Source organism: Micromonospora sp. KLBMP9576, from assembly GCF_050941805.1.
In the GTDB taxonomy this organism is placed as follows: Bacteria; Actinomycetota; Actinomycetes; order Mycobacteriales; family Micromonosporaceae; genus Micromonospora.
The window spans coordinates 2,643,553-2,667,323 of record NZ_CP194567.1 but is presented as its reverse complement, the minus strand read 5'-3'; the positions used below and the strand labels follow the sequence as shown (position 1 = coordinate 2,667,323).

The window sequence follows — 23,771 nt, the reverse complement described above, 5'->3', positions numbered from 1 at the left end:
CGCACCCGCCAGCGTTGCCCGCGCGTACGCCTCCGTCTCGTCGCCCGGTCCCCCACCCATCGGCCGCCGCCCTACGCGTCGGCGGCCGGGTCGGGCGGTGGCGGGGCCTCGCCGGAATCCTCAGCGTCGGCGCATGATCGCGTAGACCATCCTGCTGCTCGCGAACTCGGAGACGGTGACGAGTTCCCAGCCGAGGCTCTCCAGTGCCTCAGCGGCTGCCACGGCACGGGTGACCTGTTCGGCGCCGATCCCGCGGTGGGACAGGATGGACAGCAGCCGGTACGGGTAGGCGCGTAGGTCGACGTGGTTGCCGAAGACAGCGTCGGCGGTGAGAGTGCGGGTACGCACGACGTGTTCGAGGGTTTCTCGGGTGGCCATGGCGAACCCTACCTGGCACTGACGATGCGCCGGACCGACCCGTGGCGCCGGCCGGGGGGCCGGCACCCGTGCGTGGGTCAGTTCTTGACCTTCGCATGGTCGAAGAGGTCGGCGACGTCCTCGTCGAAATAGGGACCGTACATGTTGCCGGAGAACTTGTAGGAGGCCACCGAGTTCACGTGCCCGAAGCCCTGGGAGTTGTTCCAGGCCCGCAGGAACGGCCCGCCGCTGGTGCCCTCGTTCAGCGGGCAGTCCATGAGCTTGACCCGCTGGCTCCCGGCGGCCTTCGTCGTGCTCTGGCAGTAGTGCTGCCATCTGCCGTCGAAGGGCGCGGCGCCGGGATAGCCGAGCAGGGTGACGGCGACGCTGCGGGGGTAGTTGAAGCTGATGCCCTCCCCGCCGGTGACGTCCACCAGCCGATCACCGTTACGCGGCCACACGGTGACGAAACCGTAGTCCCACCACAGGATGTCGTGGTTGACCCAGCCCTTGGTGGAGGTCTTGCTCCGGGCGCTCCACAGCCCCCAACTGGACGGGCCGTCGGCGTAGTTCGGAGCGAAGACCCAGTTGGTGTACCAGTTGTCGGAGCCGTCGCCGGGGTGCAGGCAGTGCCCGGCGGTGGAGACCAGGTTCGCCTTGGCCGTGTTGACCGCGCTGGCGGAGCAGAAGTGGTCGTCGCCGTTGACGTCGGTGAAGAAGACCCGCCCGACACCGGGTGACGGATTGACGGACTGCGGCCCCGCCCCGGCGGACGCGTTCCGGGCCGGGACCGATGGACCGAGGACCGCCGGGCTCGTGCCGCGCGGAGCGATCGGCTCCGCGCCCGAGCGCGGTTCACCGACCCGACCCGGCCGGTCCGCGGCCTCCCCGGCCAGTTCCTCCTCGCCCACCGGCGGTTCCAGCGGCGTCGCGGATCGCATCCGCTCCGGCGTCCAGTACGCGTCGGCCAGGGCCTGCGCGCTCGCCGCGTCCCGGATCGGTCGGCCGTGGAACGTCCCCTCCGCCCCGGCCGGTGCCCCGTTTGGTGTGGTGGTGGCGCTCGCCTGTGCCGGTGTGCCGACCAGAGCGAACCCGCAGAACATGGCGGTGACCGCCGAGATGATGCCGTGACGCCTTCGCACCCGATCCTCCTTAGGAGCCGACCCGGGTGACCATCCGTCACCGGCCCGGCACAGGCGACGCTAGAAGGCTGACCCGCCACCCAGCAGGGGTCTGTCGGCATTGGTTCACCGACATGTACCTGCTTGCGACCGGCACGCCACTGCCACACTGCCGGTGCCGGCCGCCGCGTGGCGGGCCGGTGCCACCACGGCACCGGCTACTTCGGCAGGTCGAACGCCTCCGCGAGCAGCCTGTGGGATTGGCGCCGGGCGGCGGGATCGGCGATGAGGTCCTGGATCATCAGTTCGTCGGCGGCGCTCTGCTCGATCATCTGCTCCAGGATGGCGCGGACCTCAGCGGGCCCACCGGCGACGAACCTCGGCCACCGGCCGTCGACGATCTCGGTGGGCTCGGCCTCCTCGGCCGGTGTGAGCTCCCGTGCCGCCTCGTCGGCGGAGGGCACCATGACCGATCCCGCCGCGCGCCCGGCCCGGGTGAGCCGGGCATAGAACCCCTTGGCGGAGCCCACCAGGTGGCGGGCCTCGGCGCCGGTGTCAGCGACGGTGACGTTGACGGCGAGGATCGAACGCGGCGACTCCAGACCGAAGCCCTGGGGCTGGAAGGCGTCGCGGTAGCGTCGCAGGGCTGGTGCCGCCGCCGGCGGGTTGATGAACCCGGCGAAGGTGTAGCCGATGCCGAGCCCGGCCGCCAACTCCGCGCCGTTCGGGCTGGAGCCGAGCAGCCACGTCTGGGGGGCGGAGGGCACGCTGGGGGCGAGCGGATGCCCGGCGAACGGGTGACCGTCCGGAAAGGTCCCGTGCAGCCACGCCAGGGTCTCCAGCACCTGCTGCGGATGATCGGCCTGCGCGGGGTGCTGCCGGTTCTGCTGCAAGGCCAGGTCGATGATCGGCCCGGCGGTGGCCCGTCCCATGCCGAGGTCGACGCGCCCGGGGGCCATCGCCTCGAGCTGCTTGAACATCTCGGCCACCTTGAAGGGGCTGTAGTGGTTCATCAGCACCGCCCCCGACCCCAGCCGGATGCGGGAGGTTTGCACGGCCGCCGCGGCGATCAGCAGCTCCGGATGGTGGGAGGCGCCCGAACGGCTGAGGTGATGCTCGGCGAACCACACCCGGTGGAATCCCAGCGCCTCGGCGTGCCTGACGGACTCCAGGGAGTCGGCCAGCGCGTCCGTTTCGGTGGTGCCGGGGGCCACGGTGCCCAGATCGACGATCGACAACCTCACGGGTGGACACTCCTCATCATCGGGCGGACGGGCATGATCGAACCTACGCCAGATAGTTGGCTGGCCCAAACTTTGTTTGTCGATGACGGTGCCGCTACCGTGTCGGGCATGACCGATCAGGCGGCCCTCGACGACCTGGAGCGTTCGCTGGCCACAGTGCTGCGGATGCTGACCGACCGCGTCACCACGAGCGATCTGGCCGCGCGTTGCGGCTACGACCTGCCGCCGGCCTCCTGGGCGCTGCTGGAGCATCTCGACGCGCACGGCGCACTGCGGGTCTCGGACATCGCCGCCTGCCACGGCGTCGACGTCTCCTCGATCACGCCCCGCCTGAAGCGACTCGAGAACGCCGGTCTGGTCAGCCGTGGACGGCTCCCCACCGACGCGCGTGCGTTCCTGATCCGCATCACCCCCGCCGGCTCCCACGCGCTGGAGAGCATCCACTGCGCTCGCCGGGAGATCCTGCGGGATGCCCTCGACGCCACCGGCCTCGATCGCGTGCCCGCCGCCGTGGACGTCCTGCACAGCATCGCGGTGCACCTGTCCGCCCAGGCACCGGATCCGCTGCCCGCCTCACAACACGCGGGATGACCCGCTGGCCGACGCCTGCGGCGGCAGGCGGGCGGAGCGCACCGGCTCGCTACGCGGTCTCCCGACACGGAACACCGCAAGTGGTGTCGCGCCGACGCGAGCCGCCAGGCCGGCGGCGGTGGCCGGGCAGTCGACGAGCTGGCTGAGGGGGTGCACGGCGAGGTCGTGGCGCGCCAGCGTCAGCCACGTACGCATGAGGCGGCGCCCCGCCTGGCGCGGATCCTCCCCCCGGCTGGTGAGGACCAGCACGCTGCCGTCGTACCGCAGCAGGTTTCGGCCGCTCCCGGCGAGGAGCGCGGCCAGGCCGAGGTGCCGGGTCACCGGGTGGGCGCGGAGGGCGGCGGACAACAGGCGCGCCTCGACGCGGCTCAACCCCAGGGCGCGGTCGGTCAGCCCGTCACGGTGGTACCGCGGGTCGCGCGGGTCCAGCCGCAGCCACGCACGCAGCTCCAGCACGACCTTCCGGGTGGAGTACGTCCACCGGTCGGCGGCGAGCAGGTCGCGGGCGAGATCGCGACTGGGAACGTGCGCGACGCCGGGCTCCAGGGCGGCGCGGATCGCGGGATCGACGACACCGGGCGCGTACGGGCCACGGGCCACGCGTCGGCCGTCGACGTCGGCGGCCGTGAACGGGGTGCGGTAGCGGGCGGCCGCCTCGACGAGCCTGATCCGCAACGGGTCGCTCAGGTCGCAGGTCACGGCCAGGCCGGCGTCGGCCGCGACGATCAGGCAGGTCTCGACGAACGCTCCCAGCCCGAGCGCCAGGTCCCGGCGGGTCGGGTCCGACGCGGGCAGGGCACGTGCCGGGTCGACGCCGACGAGGACCTGGTCGGGGCGGTAGTCGAGCGTCCAGGGCTGGGTGTTGTGCGCGCTCGGCGACCGCCGGAACACCGCCTCTCGCGCGCGCAGCTCGTCGACCCAGGTCATGCGCCGGTCCGCTCGTAGAACGTGTAGCCGTGCAGCGGCCGACCGCCGGCGCGGCGGTACTGCGCGGTGGACGCGGCGTTGCCCCGCTCGACGAAGGTGCTGCGCAGCGCCTGGTACCCGCCGGCTTCCAGGTTGCGGTGCACCTCGCGGGCCAGCAGGGTGAGGTAGCCTCGGCCCTGCTCGTCGGGGACGGTGCCCTTGACGACGAGGACCGCGTCGCGGCGGTACCGCGATCGGGTGGCGAGCAGCCGCAGCTGGTTGACGATCCCCAGCCGGCCACGGACCGTCATCAGGAACGCGGAGATGTCCGGCACCGCGACGACGAACGCGACAGGCCGGCCCGCCTTCTCCAGCCACAGCAGCAGCCCCTCGTCGAGCAGGAACGACAGCCCGTCGGTCTGCTCGGCCAACTGCGTGGCGGAGATCGGGGTGTAGTAGCCGAGCTGGGCGAAACTCGCGTTGAGCATGTCGCGCAGGATGGGCAGCTGGTCGCGCAACCGGCGGCGTGAACCGTGCCGGATCTCGAGGCGCTCCGCGGTGACGCGGGAGTCGTCGAAGGTGAAGGCGGCCGCCGAGCCGGGCACGTCCACGATCCAGGTGTCGGCCTCGAAGCGGCGGGTGAAGCCGTGCCGCTCGTACATCGCGGGGTAGTAGTCGGGGTTCCACGCCGAGTCGACGAAGCCGCGATCGGCGTGGCCGCCGGTGATCACGCCGCCGGTCTGGTTCGGCAGCAGCCCGACCGGGCCGAACAGCGCACGCCCACCGGAGCGCGCCACGACGACGTCCATGAGCGCCGCGAACACGGCATCGTCGTCGGCGAACTCGGTGTGCCCGAACAACTGCCGCGGACCGACCTTGGCGTCGAACGCCGCGTCGCGGTGCACGCCGGTCCGGCCGATCGCCCGCCCGGCGGCGTCGCGCACGAGGTACAGCTCCGCGCTGCGGCGATGCGCGGCGATCACCGACGCCGGCAGCGGGACGTAGCGGTCGCGGGGGTGCAGGCGCAGCGGAAGGTCGAGGAAGTCGCGCAGGTCGGCCCGCGAGGCGACCGGTACGGCCTTCACGGCCGGTGCACCGGCGGGCCGTCGACCTCCGTGGACAGCGCGGTGAACGTGGGGACGTGTGCCATCCCGTCGCCCTCGGCGCGCCAGACGCCGTTGCTGTACCCGTGCGGTGCGGCGTCGTAGAGCCGGATGAAGCCGGCGGTCGCGTTGCGGGTGCCGTCGGTGACCCAGCACATGAGGTCCCGGTGGTGCCTGCTGCGGGCGAACTTCAACAGCGCGTCGCGGTCGCTGAAGAACGCGATGGTGCCGAGCGTGAACGGGAAACGGTAGTAGACGGTGTGCCACCGGTACCCGGTCATCCGCTTCATCTGGCGCACCATCCTGAGCCACCGGCCGGTGAGCCTGACGATCGATGTCAGCCCGGCGTACCGGGTGGCGCCGACGAACATGGCGGTCGCCTGGCCCGCCGGCGGCGCGGCGGAGAAGTCGGTCGTCCTCACGCGGTACCACCCTTCACGAGGTAGACATTCTTGATCTTCGTGTTCGTGCCGGCGAACGGGCCGGTGCCGTAGTCGTGCACCGTGACGCGCAGGTCGGCGGCGGACGGGTCCTCGGCGAGCGATTCGGCGACGTCGCGGCTCACCGCGACGAGGTGTCGCAGGACGCCGGCCCGGCAGGCGTCGGCGAGCACTGCCCGCTGGTCCTCGTCGAGGGTGGTGCCCTCGCGCAGTTGCAGGTTGACGGCCGGGCGGCATTCGAGGTCGGAGCGTTCGTCCAGTTCGAGGCAGAAGCTCTGGAGCAGGTGCGCGTACGGATTGCGGTGGTAGAGGCCGTACTCGACGTCCTGTGGGTAGATGTTCGCCCCCATGTACGAGATCGTGCTGTCCCTGCGCCCGTACAGGAAGAGCAGTGGCAGTCGCATCCGGTCCACGGCGAAGGCGGCCCACGCCTCGGCGCGTGCGGCCGGGTCGGTGATCGCGGCCATGACATCGGCGAAGGTGGCCAGGCGGCCCTCGTCGCCGATGTTGTAACGCACCTTCGGGTTGAGCACGGCCATCGAGTTGATCGTGCAGAGGATCTCGGAGTCGGCCGTCGTCTCCAGGTACGTCTCCAGTGGGTTGTACTGGAACACCATGGGCAGCCGGTGCTCGTCGGGCCCGAGCAGGGCGGCGCGCAGGGCGGCGTCGGTGCGCAGGCGACGGCGCACCCAGACGCTGAAGTCGCTCTCCCCCGCCATGCCGATGGTGAGGTCGCTGGCGCCGTAACCGGAGCGGACCTTGCGGAAGCGCCGCTCCAGGTAGCCGCGGAGCGCCTCGGTCATCCCCTCGCCCCCGACGAGCCCCGAGATGCGGTACTCGTGCCACGGGAACCCCTGCGCGTCCAGCTCGTCGAGCAGGTGCTTGAGAAACGGTGGGTACGCGGTGACGATGTAGTCGAAGCCGGGCCCGAAGTACCGCAGCGTGTCGATGATCTTGCCCAGGTCCGGGCCGGTGTTCTTCACCATCGCGATCTGGGCCATGGCGATGCCGGTGTTCGTGCCGGTGGCCCACGCGCCCATCGAGTACGCGTTGATGACGAAACGGCGCTTCGACGGGAAGACCATCGTCGCGTACCCGGCGAGGTTCTTGTGCACCGAACGCAGCTCGCGGCGGCTGCGGATCCAGTTGTACGGCTGCCCGGACGATCCGGACGACTCGTCGACGACACTGCCGGCGATCTCGAGTACGCCGTGCCAGCAGCGCAGGTGCTCCGGGTACGCCCGGACGTAGGACTGCTTGTCGGTGGGCGGGTAGCTGGTCAGGTCGAACCACCGGAACGTCCAGCCGTTGTCGCCCAGGAAGCGGCGGTACGCCGGCACGTCGAGCGCCGCGAACTGGCAGGTCATCCACGCGTGCAGGCGGGCGAACCGACCCATGTGCGGGCGGTAGTTGCGCGCCATGAGCCGCCACACCGCCGGATGCACGCGGTACAACGTGTAGAGCCCGCTGAGTGTGAAGCTCACGAACCGTAGCGTCCACTGGCGGAGGAAGGACATCACGGACCAACACTAGGAGCCGTGCGGGGCCGACCGCCTCGGTGCGCGTACTCAGCCGGCCTGGGTAGGCGACACCAGGGACGGCGGGTCAGCCCCGCTCGTCGCGCGGCAGGCGTACGCCGCCGGAGATGTCACGGGCCTGGACCACGGTGCCCGACACGTCGCCGTCGACCCGGTTGAAGACGCCGAGATCGGGCCGGCCGGCGTCCCCGCCCGCCGGGACGTCCGCGGCCTCGGCGTCCGGGCGCGCGGACTCCCGCACCGGGGCGTCCGCGGCCGGCGCGCCGGGGCGCGCGGATTCCCGCACGGGGGCGGCCGGACCTGCCGCCCGCCGGGCGAGACCGGCGCTGACGACGGTCAGGACGACGACGCCGACCCAGAGCGGCCAGGACGCCGGGGACTCGGTCGCGAGGTTGATGACCGCGGCGAGCGCGGACGAGACGACGGCCACCGCGGCCACTGTCGACCACTTCATGCTTTCCTCCCGGCGTCGCGGCCGCGACGGCGTGCCGAGCCGCGGCACGACGCCCTCGATCTCGGTCTCGATGATGGCGATGTCGTTGCCGATGCCGACCACGAGCGTTCCGCGTTCACCGAGCGCGAGCCCCCGGCAGGTGTCCGGCAGCAGGATCTCGTCGAGAACCGCGCCGGTGCCCAGGTCGACGGTGACGACCGGGCCCGCGTAGCCGGCGGCCAGCATCACCGGCCGCCCCGCCAGCACGCCCGAGGCGAGGAAGTGGACGGTGCCCGTGCCGGTCGCGATCGTACGCAGCACCCGGTGCTCGACCGCGTCCCAGACCCGCAGCGCTCCCCCGGCCTCGGCCAGCACCACCACCGGCCGACCGTCGACGACCGCGGTGGCGACGGCGGGCGAGGCCGCCGGCGCGATCCGGGCGAGGAGCGTACCGTCCGCCAGATCCCAGAGCCCGGCCACGAAGATGTCGCCCGCGCTACGGTGCCCGCTCAGCACCACGGCCGCCGGCCTGGCGCCCACCTGTAGCAGCGCCACGGCGGCCGGCCTGTCGATGGTGTCGCGTCGCTCGTCGTCGCTGTCCACGGCGATCGGCCGACCGAGGGTCCTGCCCGTGGCGAGGTCGTACAGCCGCAGGAGTTTCCCGTCCGACACGAGCGCCGCGATCGGACGCCCGCCACGCCGTCCCGTCGTCCCCGCGGCCACGCTCGCGGCGAAGAGCGGCTCGCTCGGGTCGCGGGTGTGCAGGGGCACGGACGCCTCGCCACCGGGGTGCCAGATCCGGGCGAAGCCGATCCCCGCGAGCAGCACGAAGAGGCGACCGTCGCGCTCGTCGATGCCGGCGGCGGTGGTGAAGTTGACGGTGGCCCGGGCGATCGCCCGACGCTCGCGCAGGTCCCACAGGAACGCGGTGTGGTCCAGCCCGACGGACAGCGCCAGGCGGTAGCTGCCACCGTCGAGCACAGCCAGCTCCACGACCTGCTGTCCGTGCCCGCGTGCCGGGTCGCCCAGCCGCTGCTCGGCGAGGGTCAGGTCCCACAGCCGTACGCTGCCGTCCCAGCCGCCGCCGGTCACGGCGACGGGGCGGCCGTCGACGTCGGTGACGGCGACCGCCTGCGTGCCGCCGGTGTGTCCCGTCAGCGGCCGGCCCAGCGGGCTCAGATCCGTCAGGTCCCACACGATCAGCGTGGTGTCCTCGTCGTCGGGGCCCGGCTGGTTGTGCCCCGCCGAGGTCACCGCGACGGGCCGGCCCGCCAGCTCGGCTACGGCTACCCCGGAGACCGACCAGCCGTGGTCGGCGCGGGGCTCGGCGATCTCGCGGCGGGTACGCAGGTCCCAGAGGCGCACCATGCCGGTCTCGTCCGCGCTTCCGGTGACGATCACGCAACGCCCCGCTACCTCGGTCACCGCCAGGTGGAAGACCGCCCCCGCGTCCATCGCCGGACCGGCCGGGCCGGCGGTCCGCAGGTCCCAGACCCGTACCGTGGAGAATCCGCCGGTGATCGCGAGGGGAACGCCGTCCAGTTCGGTGACCGCGAGGCCGTACAGGTTTTCGCCGATCGGGCCCGCGAGCAGGTCGTGGCCGCGCAGATCCCAGACGTGCATCCCCGCGTGCCCGACGCTGATCCACACCGGCCGGCCGTCGAGCCGCGTCACCGCGACCCCGTGGATGGCGTCAGCGGGCCCGGTCCGCCGCTCGGCGATGAGGCGCGCCGCCAGCAGATCCCAGATCTGCACGCGGTTTCCGCCGCCGGCGACGGCCAGCAGCCGGCCGTCGAGCTCCGCCAGCGCCAGCGCCGGCGACTGGTAGGCCGACCACGGCAGCCCGGCGATGGTGCTGCCGATCGGCCGCTGGTCGGCGACGTCCCAGAGCCGCATGCGGCCACCCTCGCTGCCGCTGAGCGCGACCGCTCGGCCGTCGAACGTCCCGGCCGCGATCGAGCTGATGTTGCCCTGCCCGGCGTGCAGCGTGGCCAGCAGGGCGCTGTGCTGGCGGGACCCGGTGGCGAAGCGCACGGGCCACTGCGTCGATTCGCCGGTGAGCTGCGCGTGCAGGTCGCGCGCCCCCATCCGGGCCGCGTCGAGGGCCAGCACGCGGGCGCGGGCGCCCGCGTCGAGGTCGCGGTGCACGGCGCTGGACGCGCGGTAACAGGCCGCCGCCAGCCGCCCCGGCGCGCTCTCCGCCTCGTGCAGAACGGCGAGCAGCGGGTTCGGGTCGGCGTGCACGAGGAAGCCGCCTTCCACGATCAACTCGTCGAGGGCTCCGGCACGGGCCGCGTGCCAGGCGAGCTGGGACTTGACGTACGGGTCCGCGTCCGCCCAGGCCCGGTGGCCGTTGCTCAGCGCCACAGTGGACCGTAACGCCTTCGCCACGGCCCTGTCCGGTGCCGGAAGCACGCAGTTCTGCCGCAGATGCTCGTCGAGCACCTCGTGGTAGAGGCGGTAGGTCGCCGTCCCGTCGGGACGGATGCTGGTCTCGACCAGGTAGGTGGCCGCGCTGTCGAACACCCGGTTGAGTTCGGCCGGCGGCACGGCGTGGCCCGCACTCAGCGCCTCCGCGACCCGCGACCACAGCTCGTTGCGGGGCAGGCCGCTCCCGGTGGCGAACGCGAGCGCCGTGAGGACCCGTTCGACCAGGGCCCGGTCCGGCCCGAACACGTCGAGGTACTTCTCCATGGCCTCGCCGAGCGTCGAGGGCAGCCCGCCGCCGTCGTCCTGGGCCGCGACACCCGGCAGCAGGAGCCAGCGGCTGGTGAGCTGGGCGACGAGGAAGTTGTGCCGGGAACGCGAGGCGACGTCCGCGGCGACCCGGGCGGCGCGCTCGGCGTCCCGGTAGCGGCCGTCGGCGTCCTCGGCCGCGATGCGGCGGGCCACGTACTCGACGATGTCGTCACGGCGCAGGTAGCGCTCCGACTCCAGGTCGATCACCGGCGTCGACGCGCCCCACACCCGCTGCACGCGGGATCGCAGGCTGCCCGGCGGCGCGGCGCGGACGCCGACGACGACGCGCGCGACGTCCGCGCCCGCGAGTTCGCTCAGCAGCCGCGCGATCCGCAGCGACTCCTCGACGGTGGCGGCCTCGTCGAGCGCGTCGCACAGCACCGTCACTGCCCGGCCCGCCGCCGCCCGCCGTTCGCGCAACGCGACGAGCAGTTCCCCCGGGTCGGTCGCCCGCACGTCGCAGAGCGCGGCGAGTCGGGCCACGACGTCGTCGAGGGTCAGGGCACGCAGGTGAAGGGCCACGTCGACGGCGCCGGGCGTGGGTCGCGGCCCGTCGGTGGGCATGCTCGCCGCCCACCGCTCGTCCGCGCCCACCAGGACGTGGGCGAGCACCGCCGACTTGCCCGTTCCCGGCCCGCCGGTGACCACCAGCAACGGCGGCCCACCGGCAAACCACGCGCAGATCTCCCGACGGGCCTCGACCCGGCCGGTGAAATACCAGGCCCCGGTGTCGGAGGCGATCTCGGAGCCGCGCGCCCGGGCAAGCCAGTGGGTCCGCACCGCGGGGTCGTGGTCGAGGCGCCAACCCAGCAGGCCCCACAGCCAGGGCCACGACCGCAGCAGGAGCGCCAGCGGCAGGACCCTGGCCCCGTCCGGGTGGGGGGCCAGCAGCCCCACGACGGCGTCGACGTCGCGGTCGAACACCGGGGCTCCGGCGAACCCCGTCGCCGGCCAGGGCCCGCCGTCCACCCGTACGCCGAAGAGCTGCCCGCCGGGGCCCACCGGCCCGCCGAGCACGCCCTGCACGGTATCGGCCACACCGGCCGCGCCGCCCTCCCCCGCGCCCACCGCGCCGTCCGGGAAGCCGTGGGTGACGAACGCGTGGCCCTCGCTGAGCGTCGGCGCGGCCAGCGGCGCCGCGACGACGTCGACCGGCTCGGTCAGCTCCAGCAGGGTCGCGTGCGGCCCGCGCTGCACGGCGGCGGCCGGGCGCCCGTCGGGCCCGCCGAAGGGCAGGTCGACGAGCACCTCGTCGGGCACCGATCCGACGACGACGATCCGGCGCTGGTCCACCAGTAGCCCGAGGCCTCCGCCGGACAGCCGGGCCAGCCAGGACGGTCGCTCTGCCGCCCGGCTCCGTGCGGAGCCGACGCGGCGGGACGGGACATGGATGTGGACACCGCCGCTGATGGCGCCGGCCTGGATCAGGTGGCCCGAGACGTCACCGGTCACGATGTTGACCGTGCGTTCCGGATCCCGCCCGTCCATGAGCCCATCATCGCAGCGGGCGCAAGCAGGTGACCACCGTCCGTCACCGCCCTCGGGCGCTGCGGGCCACGGGCGCTGGCCCGAAAACAACGAAGGCAAGGAGAGAAACTCCTTGCCACCATCAACATATATCGCATCCCCGGGCTTGCGGCAAGACCCCGGTCCTGGCGCACAATCCTCGGCCAAGCGCAAGAATTGGCACACAATGGGGGATTCATGTTTGATGTGATCATCGTCGGTGGCGGGCCGACCGGCATGATGCTGGCGAGCGAGTTGCGCCTGCGGGGCGTCGACGTGCTCGTGCTGGAGAAGGAGGCCGAGCCGCCGCCGTTCGTGCGGTCGCTCGGACTGCACGTACGCAGCATCGAGGTGATGGATCAGCGGGGGCTGCTGGAGCGGTTCCTCGCGGCCGGCAGGCGATACCCGATGCTGGGGTTCTTCGCGGGCATCGAGAAGCCGGCGCCCACCGGCCTGGACACCGCCCACGGATACGTGCTCGGCATTCCGCAGACGCTCACCGACCGACTGCTCGCCGAGCACGCGGCCGAGGTCGGCGCCGAGATCCGGCGCGACTGCGCGGTGCACGGGCTGGCGCAGGACGACGACGGCGTGACAGTCCTCGCGGGACCCGGATCCGCCACGCCGTTGCGGGCACGGTATGTCGTCGGCTGCGACGGTGGGCGCAGCACGGTCCGGAGACTGCTCGGGGTCGGATTCCCCGGCGAGCCGTCGAAGATCGACACGCTGCTGGGCGAGCTGGAGGTGACGGCGTCCCCGGAGGACATCGCCGAGGTGATGACCGAGGTACGCAGGACCGAGAAGCGGTTCGGGATCGGGCCGTCCGGCAGGCCGGGGGTGTTCCGGGCGGTCGTGCCGGCGGAGGGCGTGGCCGAGGACCGCTCGGTGCCGCCGACGCTGGAGGAGTTCAGGCGCCAGCTGCGCAAGTACGCCGGCACCGACTTCGGCGTGCACTCCCCCCGCTGGCTGTCGCGCTTCGGCGACGCGACCCGCCAGGCCGAGCGCTACCGGGTCGGGCGGGTGTTCCTGGCCGGGGACGCCGCGCACGTCCACCCCCCGATGGGTGGGCAGGGGCTCAACCTCGGGATCCAGGACTCGTTCAACCTGGGTTGGAAGCTGGCGGCGGCCATCGACGGCTGGGCGCCGGACGACCTGCTGGACAGCTACGAGTCGGAGCGGCATCCGGTGGCCGCCGACGTGCTGGAGAACACCCGCGCGCAGATGCAGCTGACGATCAACGAGCCCGGCCCGCAGGCGGTCCGGCGGTTGCTGTCTCAGCTCATGGACTTCAACGACGTCAACCGGTTCCTGATCGAGAAGATCACGGCGATCGGCGTCCGGTACGACTTCGGCGCGGGCCACGCCCTGCTCGGGCGGCGGCTGCGCGACGTACAGCTCAAGCGTGGGCGCCTGTTCGAGCTGATGCGCACCGGCAGCGGGCTGCTGCTCGACCAGACGGGTCGGCTTTCGGTCGACGGCTGGGCCGACCGGGTCGACCACGTCGCCGACGTCAGCGAGGAGCTGGACGTGCCGGCGGTGCTGCTGCGGCCGGACGGGCACGTCGCGTGGGTGGGCGAGGATCAGCGCACGCTCGAGGTCGCACTGGCCAGGTGGTTCGGCGTCGCGGGAGCGCCGACGGCCGGGTGAGTCGAGCCCGCGGCGGCATCGGCCGCGAGATCGCGCAGCGTGCACGCCGGCGCGTCGGTCGACTGTCGTCGACGCGCCGGAGTCGCGCAGGTCGTAGCGCACGACATGCCGGCCGCCGCAAGCGAGCGCCGCGCAGAGCGCAGGCGGTCACAGGGGCCCCAGCACGGCGTCCGGTTCAGCATCCAGCGTCAGCGTCTCCAACACGGTCAGCAACTGGCGTTCCTCGTACCTGAAGTGCGACTCCATGATCGCCGCCACCCCCTCCAGGTGTCGGTCCAGTTCCTCGGGCGCGGCCTCCCGAGCCACCGCCTCCCCCAGCCCCGCCAGCAGGTGCGCGATCATTGAATGATCCTGCTTGAGGTGGTGCAGCGCCTCGCGCAACCCGGGGTGCTGTTCGGCGATCGCCGGGAACAGGTCGCGGTCCTCGCCCTCGTGGTGGGCGGTCAGCGCGGCGCAGAACCCGTGACAGAACAGCAGCAGGTCCCTCGATGCCGCCTGCGCCGGCGCGCCGGCCGCCAGCGCCTGCCGGGTCACCCTCAACGCCTCACGCAACCTGCCGTGGACGCTGCGCAACTCCCGGCTCCAGGCCACCAGCCTGGTCTTCTCGCCCTCACTCACAGGTGACGGGCCAAGGGGCGACGATCATCATCGGCGGGCTCCTCCGGTCCGGCGCCTCCATGTCTGACATGGCCTGCCACCGACACGCGACGCTGCGGGCCAACCTACCCCGCCATTGCGGCCGCCGCTGGACCAGGCGCGACTCATGGCCCCCCGTCGCGGTTCATGGCGCAGTTGGCCACCACCGCCGACCGCTCCAAGGCCTCGTCGCCAAGCAGTTCGGAACTGGCGCGCTGGTCAACCACGACACGATCATCCCAGACGGGCCCCTCGGCCGTCGTCGCCAGCGGACGCACAGGCTAGTTTGCTCGGATGAGTCTCCTCGATGACGTCGCGAGGCGTGACGGCTGGCGATGCTGGGTGTGCGACGAGCCGGTTGACGCCGACATGTCGGTGAACGACCCGCGTGGTCCCAGCGTCGACAGCCGCACCGGCGACAAGAAGGCCAAGGTCGCCGAGCGACTCGCGCACCGTGCCTGCAACACCCGCAAGGGCGCGGTCAAGGTGGTCATCGCCTGGCCGGACCGTCTGCACGTGGTGGAGCCGGCGCCACTGATCGCCGTCGCCGAGCGACTCGAACGCAAGGGTGGCCGCGAGCTGGTCGCCCGCTGTGCGAGCAGGAAGGACGCCCAGGAGGCGGCGGACTGGCTGGTCGACCGGTTCTCCCGGCTGGTGCCCGGACTGCCGGTGACCGCGAGCGTCGACGCGGGCGGCGGGCAGTATCTCGTCGCCCTGGCCACCGGCCGCCGCTGACCTGCTGTCCTGGGGCGGCGGGGCCGCCGCCCCAGGACAGCGGCTCAGAAGGGGGGTGCGTCCTCGCCCATCAGCGCCAGCACGACGCCGCCCTTACCGCTCTTGAGGCCCTGGACGACGACCCGACCGGTGCTGCCGTCGGGCAACTCCAACGTGAAGGTCTTCCCGACCGCGTTCTTGGGACCACTGCCGGCACTGTTGGCCGGCCGGAAGTCACCCGCCCACGGCGGCGTACCACCCCTACGGGCGGGCTCGGCGAAGAGCGCGGCGGTGCCAGGGGTCCTGGTGCCGTCCGAGGAAAGAAGCACTGAGGCGCTGCGATAGGTAGCCATATGCGCCAAGGCTATCCCGGACCACACTCCCTCGCGGCCCCACCGGCCCACAGGTCTCCCGGCACCCTCGCGCGCCCCGCCCCCACCGACCTGCCGGGCCTTCCTCCGGAACGACCCGTGCGGCTCAGCGGGTCCGGTAGCGCGCGTAGATCAGGCCGCTGTCGAAGGCACGCTCCTCGACCAGCTCGAGATCGAGGCGTACGCCGGCGGGGAAGAACCGTTTGCCGCCGCCGACCACGCTCGTGGTGATGAACAGGTGGTACTCGTCCACCAGGCCGGCCGCGATCGCCTGGGCCGCGAGGTTCGGGCCGTCGACGGTCAGGTCGCGATCAGCCTCGGCCTTGAGCCTGCGTACCGCGTCCGGGTCGAAGGTGCGCTCGATCCTGGTCTTCGCGCTGGACACCGACTCCAGCGTCGTGGAGTAGACGACCTTCTCCGCGGCCTGCCAGTCGCGGGCGTACTGCAGGATGTGCGGTGGCTGGTCGGGCTCGGTGTGCGCGGTCTCCCAGTAGACCATCGTCTCGTACATCCGTCGGCCGTAGAGGTACGTGCCGACGGGGCGGAAGAGGTCGTTGATGAAGGTGTGCACCTCCGGATCCTCCGCCCCGGTGCCGAGGCCGCCCTCCGCCGCCTCGGCGTAGCCGTCGAGCGAGGTGATCATCGAGTAGATGAGCTTCGCCATGCGTCTCCCCTGTGTTCACCGGCCATAGTGGATGAACGGCGCCCAGCGGCTCGGCTGGTACGGATCCTGCCGCCGCAGCCGCACCGTCACCCCGTGCAGCGCCTCGGCCGACCGGGGCGGGTCGAGCGCGTTGTCCTGGGCGGCGAGCGCATCGTACAGCTCGGCAGCCGCTGTGTCGTCGCCGAAGGGCCGGCCCGGCCATCCGGATTGACGCCCGCGCGGGGACGGCGGCGGTCTCGGCCGGCACCGGCTCCGGGCCGGCGGCGGGCAGCCGGGCGTGTCCGCGGTGGGCGTCGGGGTCCGCTTCGAACCGGTCTTCCCGCAATCCACGGTTATCACCGCGCCGCACCCGTCTCGACCTACAGAACACAAGGTCAATCCCGCTAAGGAAGCTGCTGCCGGTACCCCCTTGACCAAACGTCTACGCTCAGCGAATCCGTGTATGGGTAGTGCTCGGATCTCCGAGGATGGCGGGGGGTTCGCGGGATCATGACAGTCGCGTTCGGTCTGCTGGGGCCGGTCACCCTGCACCTCGACGGAGCCCCCGTCGCACTGCCGGCGGGAAGGCCTCAGCTCCTGCTGGCCGCGTTGCTCGTGGGGCGCGGAGAGCGGGTCTCCGTCGATCGTCTGCTCGCCGGCCTGTGGCAGACCCCGCCGCCGTCGGCGCAGGTCAACCTGCGGACGTATGCGACGCGTCTGCGGACCGCGCTGGGGCCGCACCGCGCCCGACTGACGTGGGTGAACGCCGGATACGCGTTGACGACCCGACCGGGTGAGTTGGATCTCGACCGGTTCGAGACCGACGTCCGCGACGCGCACGGCGCATTGCGCGAGGGGCATCCCGAGCAGGCCGCCGACCTGCTGACCACCGGCCTTCGGCGGTGGCATGGCGAGGCCGCCGAGGGACTGCCCCGGTACGGCATGCTGGGTCGCACCCTCGACGCACTCGACGAGAGTCGACGGGTGGCGGTCGAGCGGTACGCCGCTGCCTGCGTCGAGGTTCGTCGGTACGACGCCGCAGTCGCCGCCCTGCGCACGTTGCTCAGCGATCAGCCTGGCCGTGAGTCCGCCTGGGAGGGACTACTTCACGCCCTGTCCCGGTCGGATGACCGGACCGAGGCTCTAGCGGCTCTGTCGGCGGCAGAAGTCGCGCTGCGCGCCGAGTCCGGCCGGGGAATCGGACGGGTCCTGCGGGAGTACGAGCGCGAGTTGCTCGACGGGCCGCCCGGCCCGGAGCGTCACGCGGTGACCGCCCACCCCGCCGAGCCCTCGGGGAAGGTGCCGTCGACCCTCCCGCCCTCGGTCGTACTGGTGGGTCGGGAGCACACGCTGACGCGCGTCGAGGCGGCGCTCAACTCGACCGGCAGGGTCGTGCTGCACGGACCGGCCGGGGTCGGCAAATCGGCACTCGCGGGTAACGTCGCCTCCCGGCTCGCTCCGCTGTTTCCCGGTGGCCAGCTGTACCTCGACTTCTACGGCAGCACTCCCGGTCTGACTCCGATGACGGCCGAGGAGGCGGTCGGCAGCCTGCTGCGCACGCTCGGCGGCTCCATGACCGGCGGTACACCGAGCGCGGAGGCGGCCGATCTGCGGGTACGGCTCACCGACCGTCGGGTGCTGGTGGTCCTGGACAACGTGGTCGAGACCGTCCAGGTACGACGGCTGCTCTCGGTACTCAGCGACGCGGCGGTGATCGTGACGAGTCGGACGGCACTGCCGACCCTGGACATCGCCCACTTCGCCGTCAGCGCACTCGGCCCCGATGATTCGGTCAAGCTGCTCGCCCGCAACGCGGGCTGGGCCCGCATCTCGCGCTCCCCGCAGGACGCCGAGGAACTCGCGGGGATGTGCGGTCATGTCCCCCTCGCCCTGCGGATCGTCGGCGCGCGCCTGTCGACACACCCCGAGTGGACCCTCGCTGACATGGTCGCCCGCCTCTCCGACGAACAGCACCGTCTCGACGAGTTGTGCTGCGACGACCTGGCGGTGCGCGCCAGCCTCGCGGTGACCTGTGACGTGCTCACCGAACGCCCTGGTGGGCCCGAAGCGTTGGAGCTGTTCAGCCACTGGGGCATGGTCTGCCTTCCCACGCTCGGGCTCGAGTTGGCCCAGGTGCTCACGGGGGCCACCACACGCAAGGCGCGCACGCTGCTGGACCGGCTCGCGGATGCCGGGCTCATCGAGGCGTGTGGCGTGGACCGTTACCGGCTGCACGATCTCGTGCGGATCTACGCCATGGAGCGCGGCCGGCTCGACCCTGCGGGCCGGACGGCTGCGATACACGCGACCCGCCGCTACTTCCTCGCCACCGCCCGTCGTGCCAGGGACCGGATCCGGCCCGTGTCCGACCGACTGCCCGACAGGTTCGTCGAGGCCCACACCACCGTGACCTTCACCGACCAACGGGACGCCTTGCGGTGGCTGGAGCTGGAGCGCGAGAACCTCGTCGCCGCGGCGCGACTGGCGGCGCGCGACGACACCCCCGCGGGGAACGAGTTCGCGGCGCGGCTGTGCACGGAGCTGTACCCCTTCCTTCCCATGCGGGGCTACTACCGCGATCTGCGCGAGGTGGCAGAGTGCGCGCTACGGTGCGCCCGGCGCATGGGCAGCCGACCCGATGAGACGATCTCGTTGACCTACTTCGCGATGGCCCAGTCCCGGTTGGGCGAGACCGACCGGGCGGTGGACAATCTCCGTGTCGCGCTCGCCCTGAACGAGGCCGACGGTGACACGCAGGCAGTGGCGGTGGCTCTCGACCACCTTGGGCTCCTGCTGGGCGCCGCCGGCCGGTTCGAAGAGGCTCAAGCGGAATTCCTGCGAGCACTGGCCATGCACCGTCAATGCGACGACCGACGGCAGATGGGCATCACTCTGAACAACCTGGCCGACATATTACTGCACCTCGGTCAGCCCGACGCCGCACTCGGGCACCTCCGAGAGAGCCTGCAACTGCGAAAGGAACTCGGCGACGAACTCGGCCTCGCCATCACCATCCTGACAATTGGCCAGGTCTATGCCCGCAACAAGCAGCACCGGCAGGCATACGTGTGGCTCGACAGGGCTCTCGTCGCCACACGTGCCACCGGAAACCGCGAGGCGGAATGGCGGGTGCTCACCGTACGGGCAGAGGTCCACCGCGCCACGGGACAGCGGCTCGCCGCGCGCGAGGACGTTTATCTCGCGCTCGCCATCTCGGAAGATATCGGTGATGTCAGCGGCGCCCACGACCTTCGCCGGACATTGGCCGAACTGGCCTTACCAGAAATGCCGGGCGCGAATCCGACCATTGCCGGCGATGCGTTCACCGCCCACGGCACGGGTCCCGCAGCGAATCTCGCCGGCCGCGGGTCCTGAACGACCGGCCCTCACACCCCTCGGAGACGCCTGCGCGCCGCCCTGCCGCCGCGGTGCGGCGGAGGCCGGGTGGGCCACCGTTGCGGCGGTGGCCACCACGGCGTCGGCGGCGAGCAGGCTTCTCTCGCGATCAGTCGGTCCGCCCGGGCGCCCCGGGCCCGACAGTGCTGGTCAGCAGCGCGGCACCCCGGGGATGAACCCGTCGTGACCGGTGTAGACGTACGCGTCGGAGATGAACCGGCCGGCGCCGATCCGGTCCCAGATGTTGCTGGTGCCGTACGTTCCGGTGACCGTGGTGCCGGTGGTCTGGCACGAAATGGTGACCGAGGCGCCGTCGGCGACGGCGCCAACGTCGCTGTAGCCGGTGCCCGGGCCGGAGCGGACGGTCAGCGGCGAGCCGGCGGTGTTGACGGTGCCCGAGCCGGACCCGGCGGAGCAGCCGTTGTCGCTGGTGTAGGAGCGGGTGCCCCAGTAGAGGGCGACGGCGCCGTTGAAACGGACCTGGACGTCGCTGCCGTTGAGGCGCTGCTCGTAGTGCAGGTGGGCGCCGGAGGAGTTGCCGGAGTTGCCGACGTAGCCGATGACCTTTCCGTAGCCGACCGTCTGGCCCACGGAGACGTTGAACCCGTTGAGGTGCGCGTAGTAGGTGGTGTAACCGCCACCGTGGTTGATCCGCACGTACCGGCCGTAGCTGGTGTTGCCGAGGTTGGTCACCACGTCGACCGTGCCGGGTGCGCTCGCGACCACCGGATCACCGAGGTCGTCGGTGCGGTTGAAATCGACCGCGTACGCGGGGCTGTGGTTGGTACGGGTCTGCCCGGACCACGCCTGCCCGCAGGGGAACGGCACCTTGAACGCCGGTGCCGCGAGCGCCGGCGTGCTCGGCGCGACGAGCCCACCGACCACGGCGAGAAGCGCGGCGGAAAGAATACGCAGTGCGCGTGCCTTCATCCGAAGACCTCCAATGACGATGCAGGTTGACTGCTGTGCGCGTGACGTCCGAACTATCGGCTGGCGCGCCAAAGGAGTCAAGGCAGCTATCAAAGATGGGCCCAAAATGTGCTCACAATGTACTCGGTGCCCTCCTGCCATTCCTGGGCCATCCGGCTGGCGGCGTCACCGGCGACGACAGAACGCATTCACAGCGATGCACCTCTTCCGGTTACTGAAAATTCCTGCCACACTTGCGCTGCTCATTGAAGGCCACCTACCGGTCACCGCCTCCTCGTGTGAAGCGAATGCTCGAACCACACAGTGGCCGCTCCATGCGCTTTTACAGGTTTCCTGAACCCGCCGTCACGGTGAGCGTCGGCGACCATTCGCCGACGGCTGCCGCCCACTCAACGGAAGGACAATTCATGCCCCTGCGCCTCGACCGTCGTTCGCTTCTCCTGGGGGCCGCGGCCACCGCCGCCGCACCGGCGCTCTCGACGTTCCTGCCGTCCGCCGCACTGGCCGCGGACGCCACCGCGGTCGGCGGCAACTCCCGGGAGAGCTTCACCATCGCGGTGCTGCCCGACACCCAGCACTCGATGAAGTCGTTCCCCGCGTCGTTCACCACCCAGCTCGACTGGATCCTGAACCAGCGGAACACCTACTGGAGGGTCCGCTACGCCATCCACGTCGGCGACCTCGTCCACAACGCCACCGACACGACCCAGTGGGCTCGGGCCCGCGACGGCATCGCCCGCCTCGACAACCGGGTGCCCCTGGCCATCGCCCCCGGCAACCACGACTTCAACAACGTCGACACCCGGAACCTGACGACCTACAACACCTACGTCCCCTACAGCAAGTTCAACGCCCAGCGCACCGCCGGCGGAAGCGCCGCCGACCTCGGGGCCTACCCGAGCACCAAGACGAACAACACCTGGCACCAGTTCACCGCCGGCGGCACCGACTGGGCCATCATCACGCTGTCGTTCGACCCGACCGCCGCCGAACTCGCCTGGGCGCGCAGCGTGGTCGCCGCCCACCCGAGCAAGCAGTTCATCGTCAGCACCCACAACTACATGACCGCCGGAACCGGGCAGCGCAACGCCACCGGCGAGAACATGTGGAACAACCTCGTCAAGCTCTACCCGAACATCTTCATGGTGCTGTGCGGGCACAGCTACACCGGTGGACCCAAGCGGAAGTTCTCCATCGGCGACAACGGCAACCGCGTCGAGGAGATCCTCGCCGACTTCCAGAACGCCGACGACCCGGTCCCCAACAGCTACCTGCGCATCATGCAGTTCCACCCGACCGCCGGCACGATCGTGGTCAAGACCTACTCGCCGCGGTACAACACCTTCCTGACCGACGCGCAGAACCAGTTCACCCTGACCAACATCCCCTTCCCGCTGCGGGCGCCCCAGGTCAAGCGGCACATCCTCAACCCCGACATCCTGGCCGCGTGGCACCTGACCGGCTCCGACTACTGGTTCCTGCCCCCGGCGGAGGCGGCCAAGTTCCCGGCCGGGGCGGTGCTCAACTTCCGCCCGACCGTCCTCCAGGTCAGCGGCACCACGGGGCTCTTCGTGCTGGACCGCGGTTACAAGAGACACATCGCCGGTTCCCGCGCGTACCAGGCGTGGCGGTTCGCCGCCGGCGACCGCAAGGTGATCACGGCGGAGGAGATGGCTGCCTACCCCGCCGGCCCCATCTGGCCGAGGTACCCCCACCTCGTCCGGGCCGAGGGCGCGACGGCGGTCTACTTCCTCGACACACCCTTCCCGTGATCGGTACCGCGTTGAAAGACATCACTCGGAAAGGACGTTCCCGCGCAATGATTGTCGTATCCGTCCGTGGCACCCGACGCTCGATCGCAGTCGGGATGGCGCTGCTCATGATCGCGGGCCTCGGCGCCGCCCCGGCGCGGGCGGCGGAGGCCAGGGCTCCCGGTGTCCTGGCGGCCACGGCACTGGCTGCCGCCCTGGCACCGCCCGCCGCCGAACCGTCCGCCGCGGACACCCCCGGTGACCAGCCGCTGCCGGGCTACACCATCACCAACCCGCCACTGCAACCCGCGGTCGTCGACGGCCAGCCGACCACGGTGCTGCAGGGCACCTACCACCACGCCGGCTTCATCTTCGAGGTCCCGAAGAACTGGAACGGCGACCTGGTGATGTGGGCGCACGGGTATCGCGGCCAGGACTACGTCCTGACCACCGAGGTGCCCAAGTTCGGGCTGCGGGAGCAGATCCTCGGCCAGGGTCGGGCCTGGGCGTCCTCGTCGTACTACGCCAACGGCTTCGACGTGCGCGCCGGCATCCTCAGCACCAAGGACCTGGCGACGCTCATCCGCACCAGCGTGGCCACCCCGGGCAGGAACTACATCGCCGGGGAATCGATGGGCGGGTACGTCATCGGCCGCTCGCTGGAGGAGTACCGGGACTTCTACTCCGGGGCCCTGCCGCTGTGCGGGGTGCTCGGCGATCACGCCCTGCTCGACGGCTACCTGGACTACCAGCTCGTCGCCCAGGCGCTGACCGGAGTCTCGGCCTATCCCATTCCCGCCGACTACCTCACCAACGCGGTGCCCCGGATGCAGGTCGCCACCGGCCTGGCCGGGCTCAGGCCGGGCGGTCCGGACACCACCAACGAGCTGGGCAAGCAACTGCGGGAGGTTACCGTCAACCTCACCGGCGGCCCTCGCCCCGGCGTCGAGCAGGCCTTCGCGGTCTGGAAGGACCACCTGTTCGGCCTGGCCACCATCAACGGCGGCGACACCCCGGCCCGTCGCCCCGGCCAGCTCGCCACCAACGTCGGCAGGTGGTACGCCCCGAACGCCCCGGTCGACGTCAACGCCACAGTGCTGCGCGTCGCCCCGGAGAACGCGGCCGAGCGCAGCAGCACCGGCCTGACCGAGGTGCCCCAGATCGCGGGCCGTCCCAGCGTTCCGGTGCTCAGCCTGCACGGGATCGGCGACATGCAGGTGCCGTTCTCGATGGAGCAGATCTACCGCCGGGAGGCCGTGGCCAACAAGCGGGGCCAGGTCCTCGTCCAGCGGGCGATTCGCACCTCGGGGCACTGCGAGTTCAGCCCGGCCGAGGTCGGCAGTGCCTTCAACGACCTCGTCAACTGGGTCGGCAACGGGGTGCAGCCGGTCGGCGACGACGTCACGACCCCGGCCACGGTGGCCGCGGCCACCTACGGCTGCCGGTTCAGCGACCCGGCCGCCTATGCCGGCGGCACCGGCACCCGGCGGCTCTACGCCCCCTGCCCCTGACGGTGCGCCCTGCCCCGGGGCAGGGCGCAACCGGCCCCGACAGTCGCAGGAGCGGGTCCCGCCGGGGTCGACCGACAGAGTCGGGCAGCAGACCGCTGCCCGCGCCGCGCGGGCCCGGCATGCCCGCCGTCGACCGGTTCATCCGGGGATCGCGTCGCCGCTGACGGCGGTCGTCGGCCTCGAACTCGTCATCC

Annotated in this window: 18 protein-coding genes; 6 read left to right on the top strand and 12 right to left on the bottom strand. The window is 71.7% G+C overall.

What is annotated here, in order from left to right:
- Nucleotides 1–120 precede the first annotated feature (120 nt).
- The 3 genes from ACQ452_RS11975 to ACQ452_RS11965 form a co-directional block, all read right to left on the bottom strand.
- Complete coding sequence (locus ACQ452_RS11975; RefSeq protein WP_433393143.1) at nucleotides 121–378, bottom strand: transcriptional regulator; 258 nt, start codon at nucleotides 376–378, stop codon at nucleotides 121–123.
- A 77-nt stretch (nucleotides 379–455) separates the two neighbouring features.
- Entirely contained in the window at nucleotides 456–1,499 is a 1,044-nt protein-coding gene (locus tag ACQ452_RS11970) for a trypsin-like serine peptidase (protein ID WP_433393141.1), read from the bottom strand.
- Between the two features lie 197 nt (nucleotides 1,500–1,696).
- A complete protein-coding gene (locus ACQ452_RS11965; RefSeq protein ID WP_433393139.1) occupies nucleotides 1,697–2,722 on the bottom strand; it encodes an MsnO8 family LLM class oxidoreductase in 1,026 nt (341 codons plus the stop codon).
- Between the two features lie 108 nt (nucleotides 2,723–2,830).
- Here ACQ452_RS11965 and ACQ452_RS11960 point away from each other — a divergent pair, with 108 nt between their 5' ends.
- Nucleotides 2,831–3,313: a MarR family winged helix-turn-helix transcriptional regulator gene (locus tag ACQ452_RS11960; protein WP_433393137.1), complete on the top strand. Its 483-nt coding sequence runs from the start codon at nucleotides 2,831–2,833 to the stop codon at nucleotides 3,311–3,313.
- Here the strand turns inward: ACQ452_RS11960 and ACQ452_RS11955 are convergent.
- From ACQ452_RS11955 to ACQ452_RS11935, 5 genes are all read right to left on the bottom strand, one after another.
- Nucleotides 3,296–4,240 carry a hypothetical protein gene (locus ACQ452_RS11955; protein WP_433393135.1) on the bottom strand — a complete coding sequence of 315 codons (945 nt, stop codon included), beginning with the start codon at nucleotides 4,238–4,240 and terminating at the stop codon, nucleotides 3,296–3,298. The genes ACQ452_RS11960 and ACQ452_RS11955 overlap by 18 nt on opposite strands.
- Nucleotides 4,237–5,304, bottom strand: a complete 1,068-nt coding sequence (locus ACQ452_RS11950) for a hypothetical protein (protein ID WP_433393134.1) — start codon at nucleotides 5,302–5,304, stop codon at nucleotides 4,237–4,239. The genes ACQ452_RS11955 and ACQ452_RS11950 overlap by 4 nt, the downstream gene beginning before the upstream one ends.
- Nucleotides 5,301–5,744, bottom strand: a complete 444-nt coding sequence (locus tag ACQ452_RS11945) for a DUF4188 domain-containing protein (RefSeq protein ID WP_433393132.1) — start codon at nucleotides 5,742–5,744, stop codon at nucleotides 5,301–5,303. Before ACQ452_RS11945 ends, ACQ452_RS11950 begins: the two co-directional genes overlap by 4 nt.
- Nucleotides 5,741–7,246 (bottom strand): phenylacetate--CoA ligase family protein, encoded by a 1,506-nt coding sequence (locus ACQ452_RS11940; RefSeq protein ID WP_433393130.1) that lies wholly within the window; start codon nucleotides 7,244–7,246, stop codon nucleotides 5,741–5,743. Before ACQ452_RS11940 ends, ACQ452_RS11945 begins: the two co-directional genes overlap by 4 nt.
- 121 nt (nucleotides 7,247–7,367) lie before the next feature.
- Nucleotides 7,368–11,960 carry a hypothetical protein gene (locus ACQ452_RS11935; RefSeq protein WP_433393128.1) on the bottom strand — a complete coding sequence of 1,531 codons (4,593 nt, stop codon included), beginning with the start codon at nucleotides 11,958–11,960 and terminating at the stop codon, nucleotides 7,368–7,370.
- 216 nt (nucleotides 11,961–12,176) lie between these two features.
- On the opposite strand from ACQ452_RS11935, the gene rox reads away from it, so the two are divergent.
- Nucleotides 12,177–13,625: a rifampin monooxygenase gene (rox, locus tag ACQ452_RS11930; RefSeq protein WP_433393126.1), complete on the top strand. Its 1,449-nt coding sequence runs from the start codon at nucleotides 12,177–12,179 to the stop codon at nucleotides 13,623–13,625.
- Nucleotides 13,626–13,772: 147 nt separating this feature from the next.
- Here rox and ACQ452_RS11925 read toward each other — a convergent pair whose 3' ends face one another.
- Nucleotides 13,773–14,243, bottom strand: a complete 471-nt coding sequence (locus tag ACQ452_RS11925; protein ID WP_433393125.1) for a hemerythrin domain-containing protein — start codon at nucleotides 14,241–14,243, stop codon at nucleotides 13,773–13,775.
- A gap of 312 nt (nucleotides 14,244–14,555) precedes the next feature.
- Between ACQ452_RS11925 and ACQ452_RS11920 the strand changes: the two genes are divergently transcribed.
- Nucleotides 14,556–14,996 carry a hypothetical protein gene (locus ACQ452_RS11920; protein WP_433393124.1) on the top strand — a complete coding sequence of 147 codons (441 nt, stop codon included), beginning with the start codon at nucleotides 14,556–14,558 and terminating at the stop codon, nucleotides 14,994–14,996.
- A 44-nt stretch (nucleotides 14,997–15,040) separates the two neighbouring features.
- Here ACQ452_RS11920 and ACQ452_RS11915 read toward each other — a convergent pair whose 3' ends face one another.
- Nucleotides 15,041–15,328: a hypothetical protein gene (locus ACQ452_RS11915; protein ID WP_433386789.1), complete on the bottom strand. Its 288-nt coding sequence runs from the start codon at nucleotides 15,326–15,328 to the stop codon at nucleotides 15,041–15,043.
- A 124-nt stretch (nucleotides 15,329–15,452) separates the two neighbouring features.
- Nucleotides 15,453–16,010 carry a dihydrofolate reductase family protein gene (locus tag ACQ452_RS11910; RefSeq protein ID WP_433393122.1) on the bottom strand — a complete coding sequence of 186 codons (558 nt, stop codon included), beginning with the start codon at nucleotides 16,008–16,010 and terminating at the stop codon, nucleotides 15,453–15,455.
- A 489-nt stretch (nucleotides 16,011–16,499) separates the two neighbouring features.
- Here ACQ452_RS11910 and ACQ452_RS11905 point away from each other — a divergent pair, with 489 nt between their 5' ends.
- Nucleotides 16,500–19,364 carry a BTAD domain-containing putative transcriptional regulator gene (locus ACQ452_RS11905; protein ID WP_433393120.1) on the top strand — a complete coding sequence of 955 codons (2,865 nt, stop codon included), beginning with the start codon at nucleotides 16,500–16,502 and terminating at the stop codon, nucleotides 19,362–19,364.
- Nucleotides 19,365–19,535: 171 nt separating this feature from the next.
- On the opposite strand, the gene ACQ452_RS11900 is transcribed toward ACQ452_RS11905, so the two are convergent.
- A complete protein-coding gene (locus ACQ452_RS11900) occupies nucleotides 19,536–20,315 on the bottom strand; it encodes a peptidoglycan DD-metalloendopeptidase family protein (protein WP_433393119.1) in 780 nt (259 codons plus the stop codon).
- A gap of 407 nt (nucleotides 20,316–20,722) precedes the next feature.
- Here ACQ452_RS11900 and ACQ452_RS11895 point away from each other — a divergent pair, with 407 nt between their 5' ends.
- Both ACQ452_RS11895 and ACQ452_RS11890 read left to right on the top strand, forming a co-directional pair.
- A complete protein-coding gene (locus ACQ452_RS11895) occupies nucleotides 20,723–22,087 on the top strand; it encodes a metallophosphoesterase (RefSeq protein ID WP_433393117.1) in 1,365 nt (454 codons plus the stop codon).
- Nucleotides 22,088–22,134: 47 nt separating this feature from the next.
- A complete protein-coding gene (locus ACQ452_RS11890) occupies nucleotides 22,135–23,577 on the top strand; it encodes a hypothetical protein (protein WP_433393115.1) in 1,443 nt (480 codons plus the stop codon).
- Nucleotides 23,578–23,771: the final 194 nt, after the last annotated feature.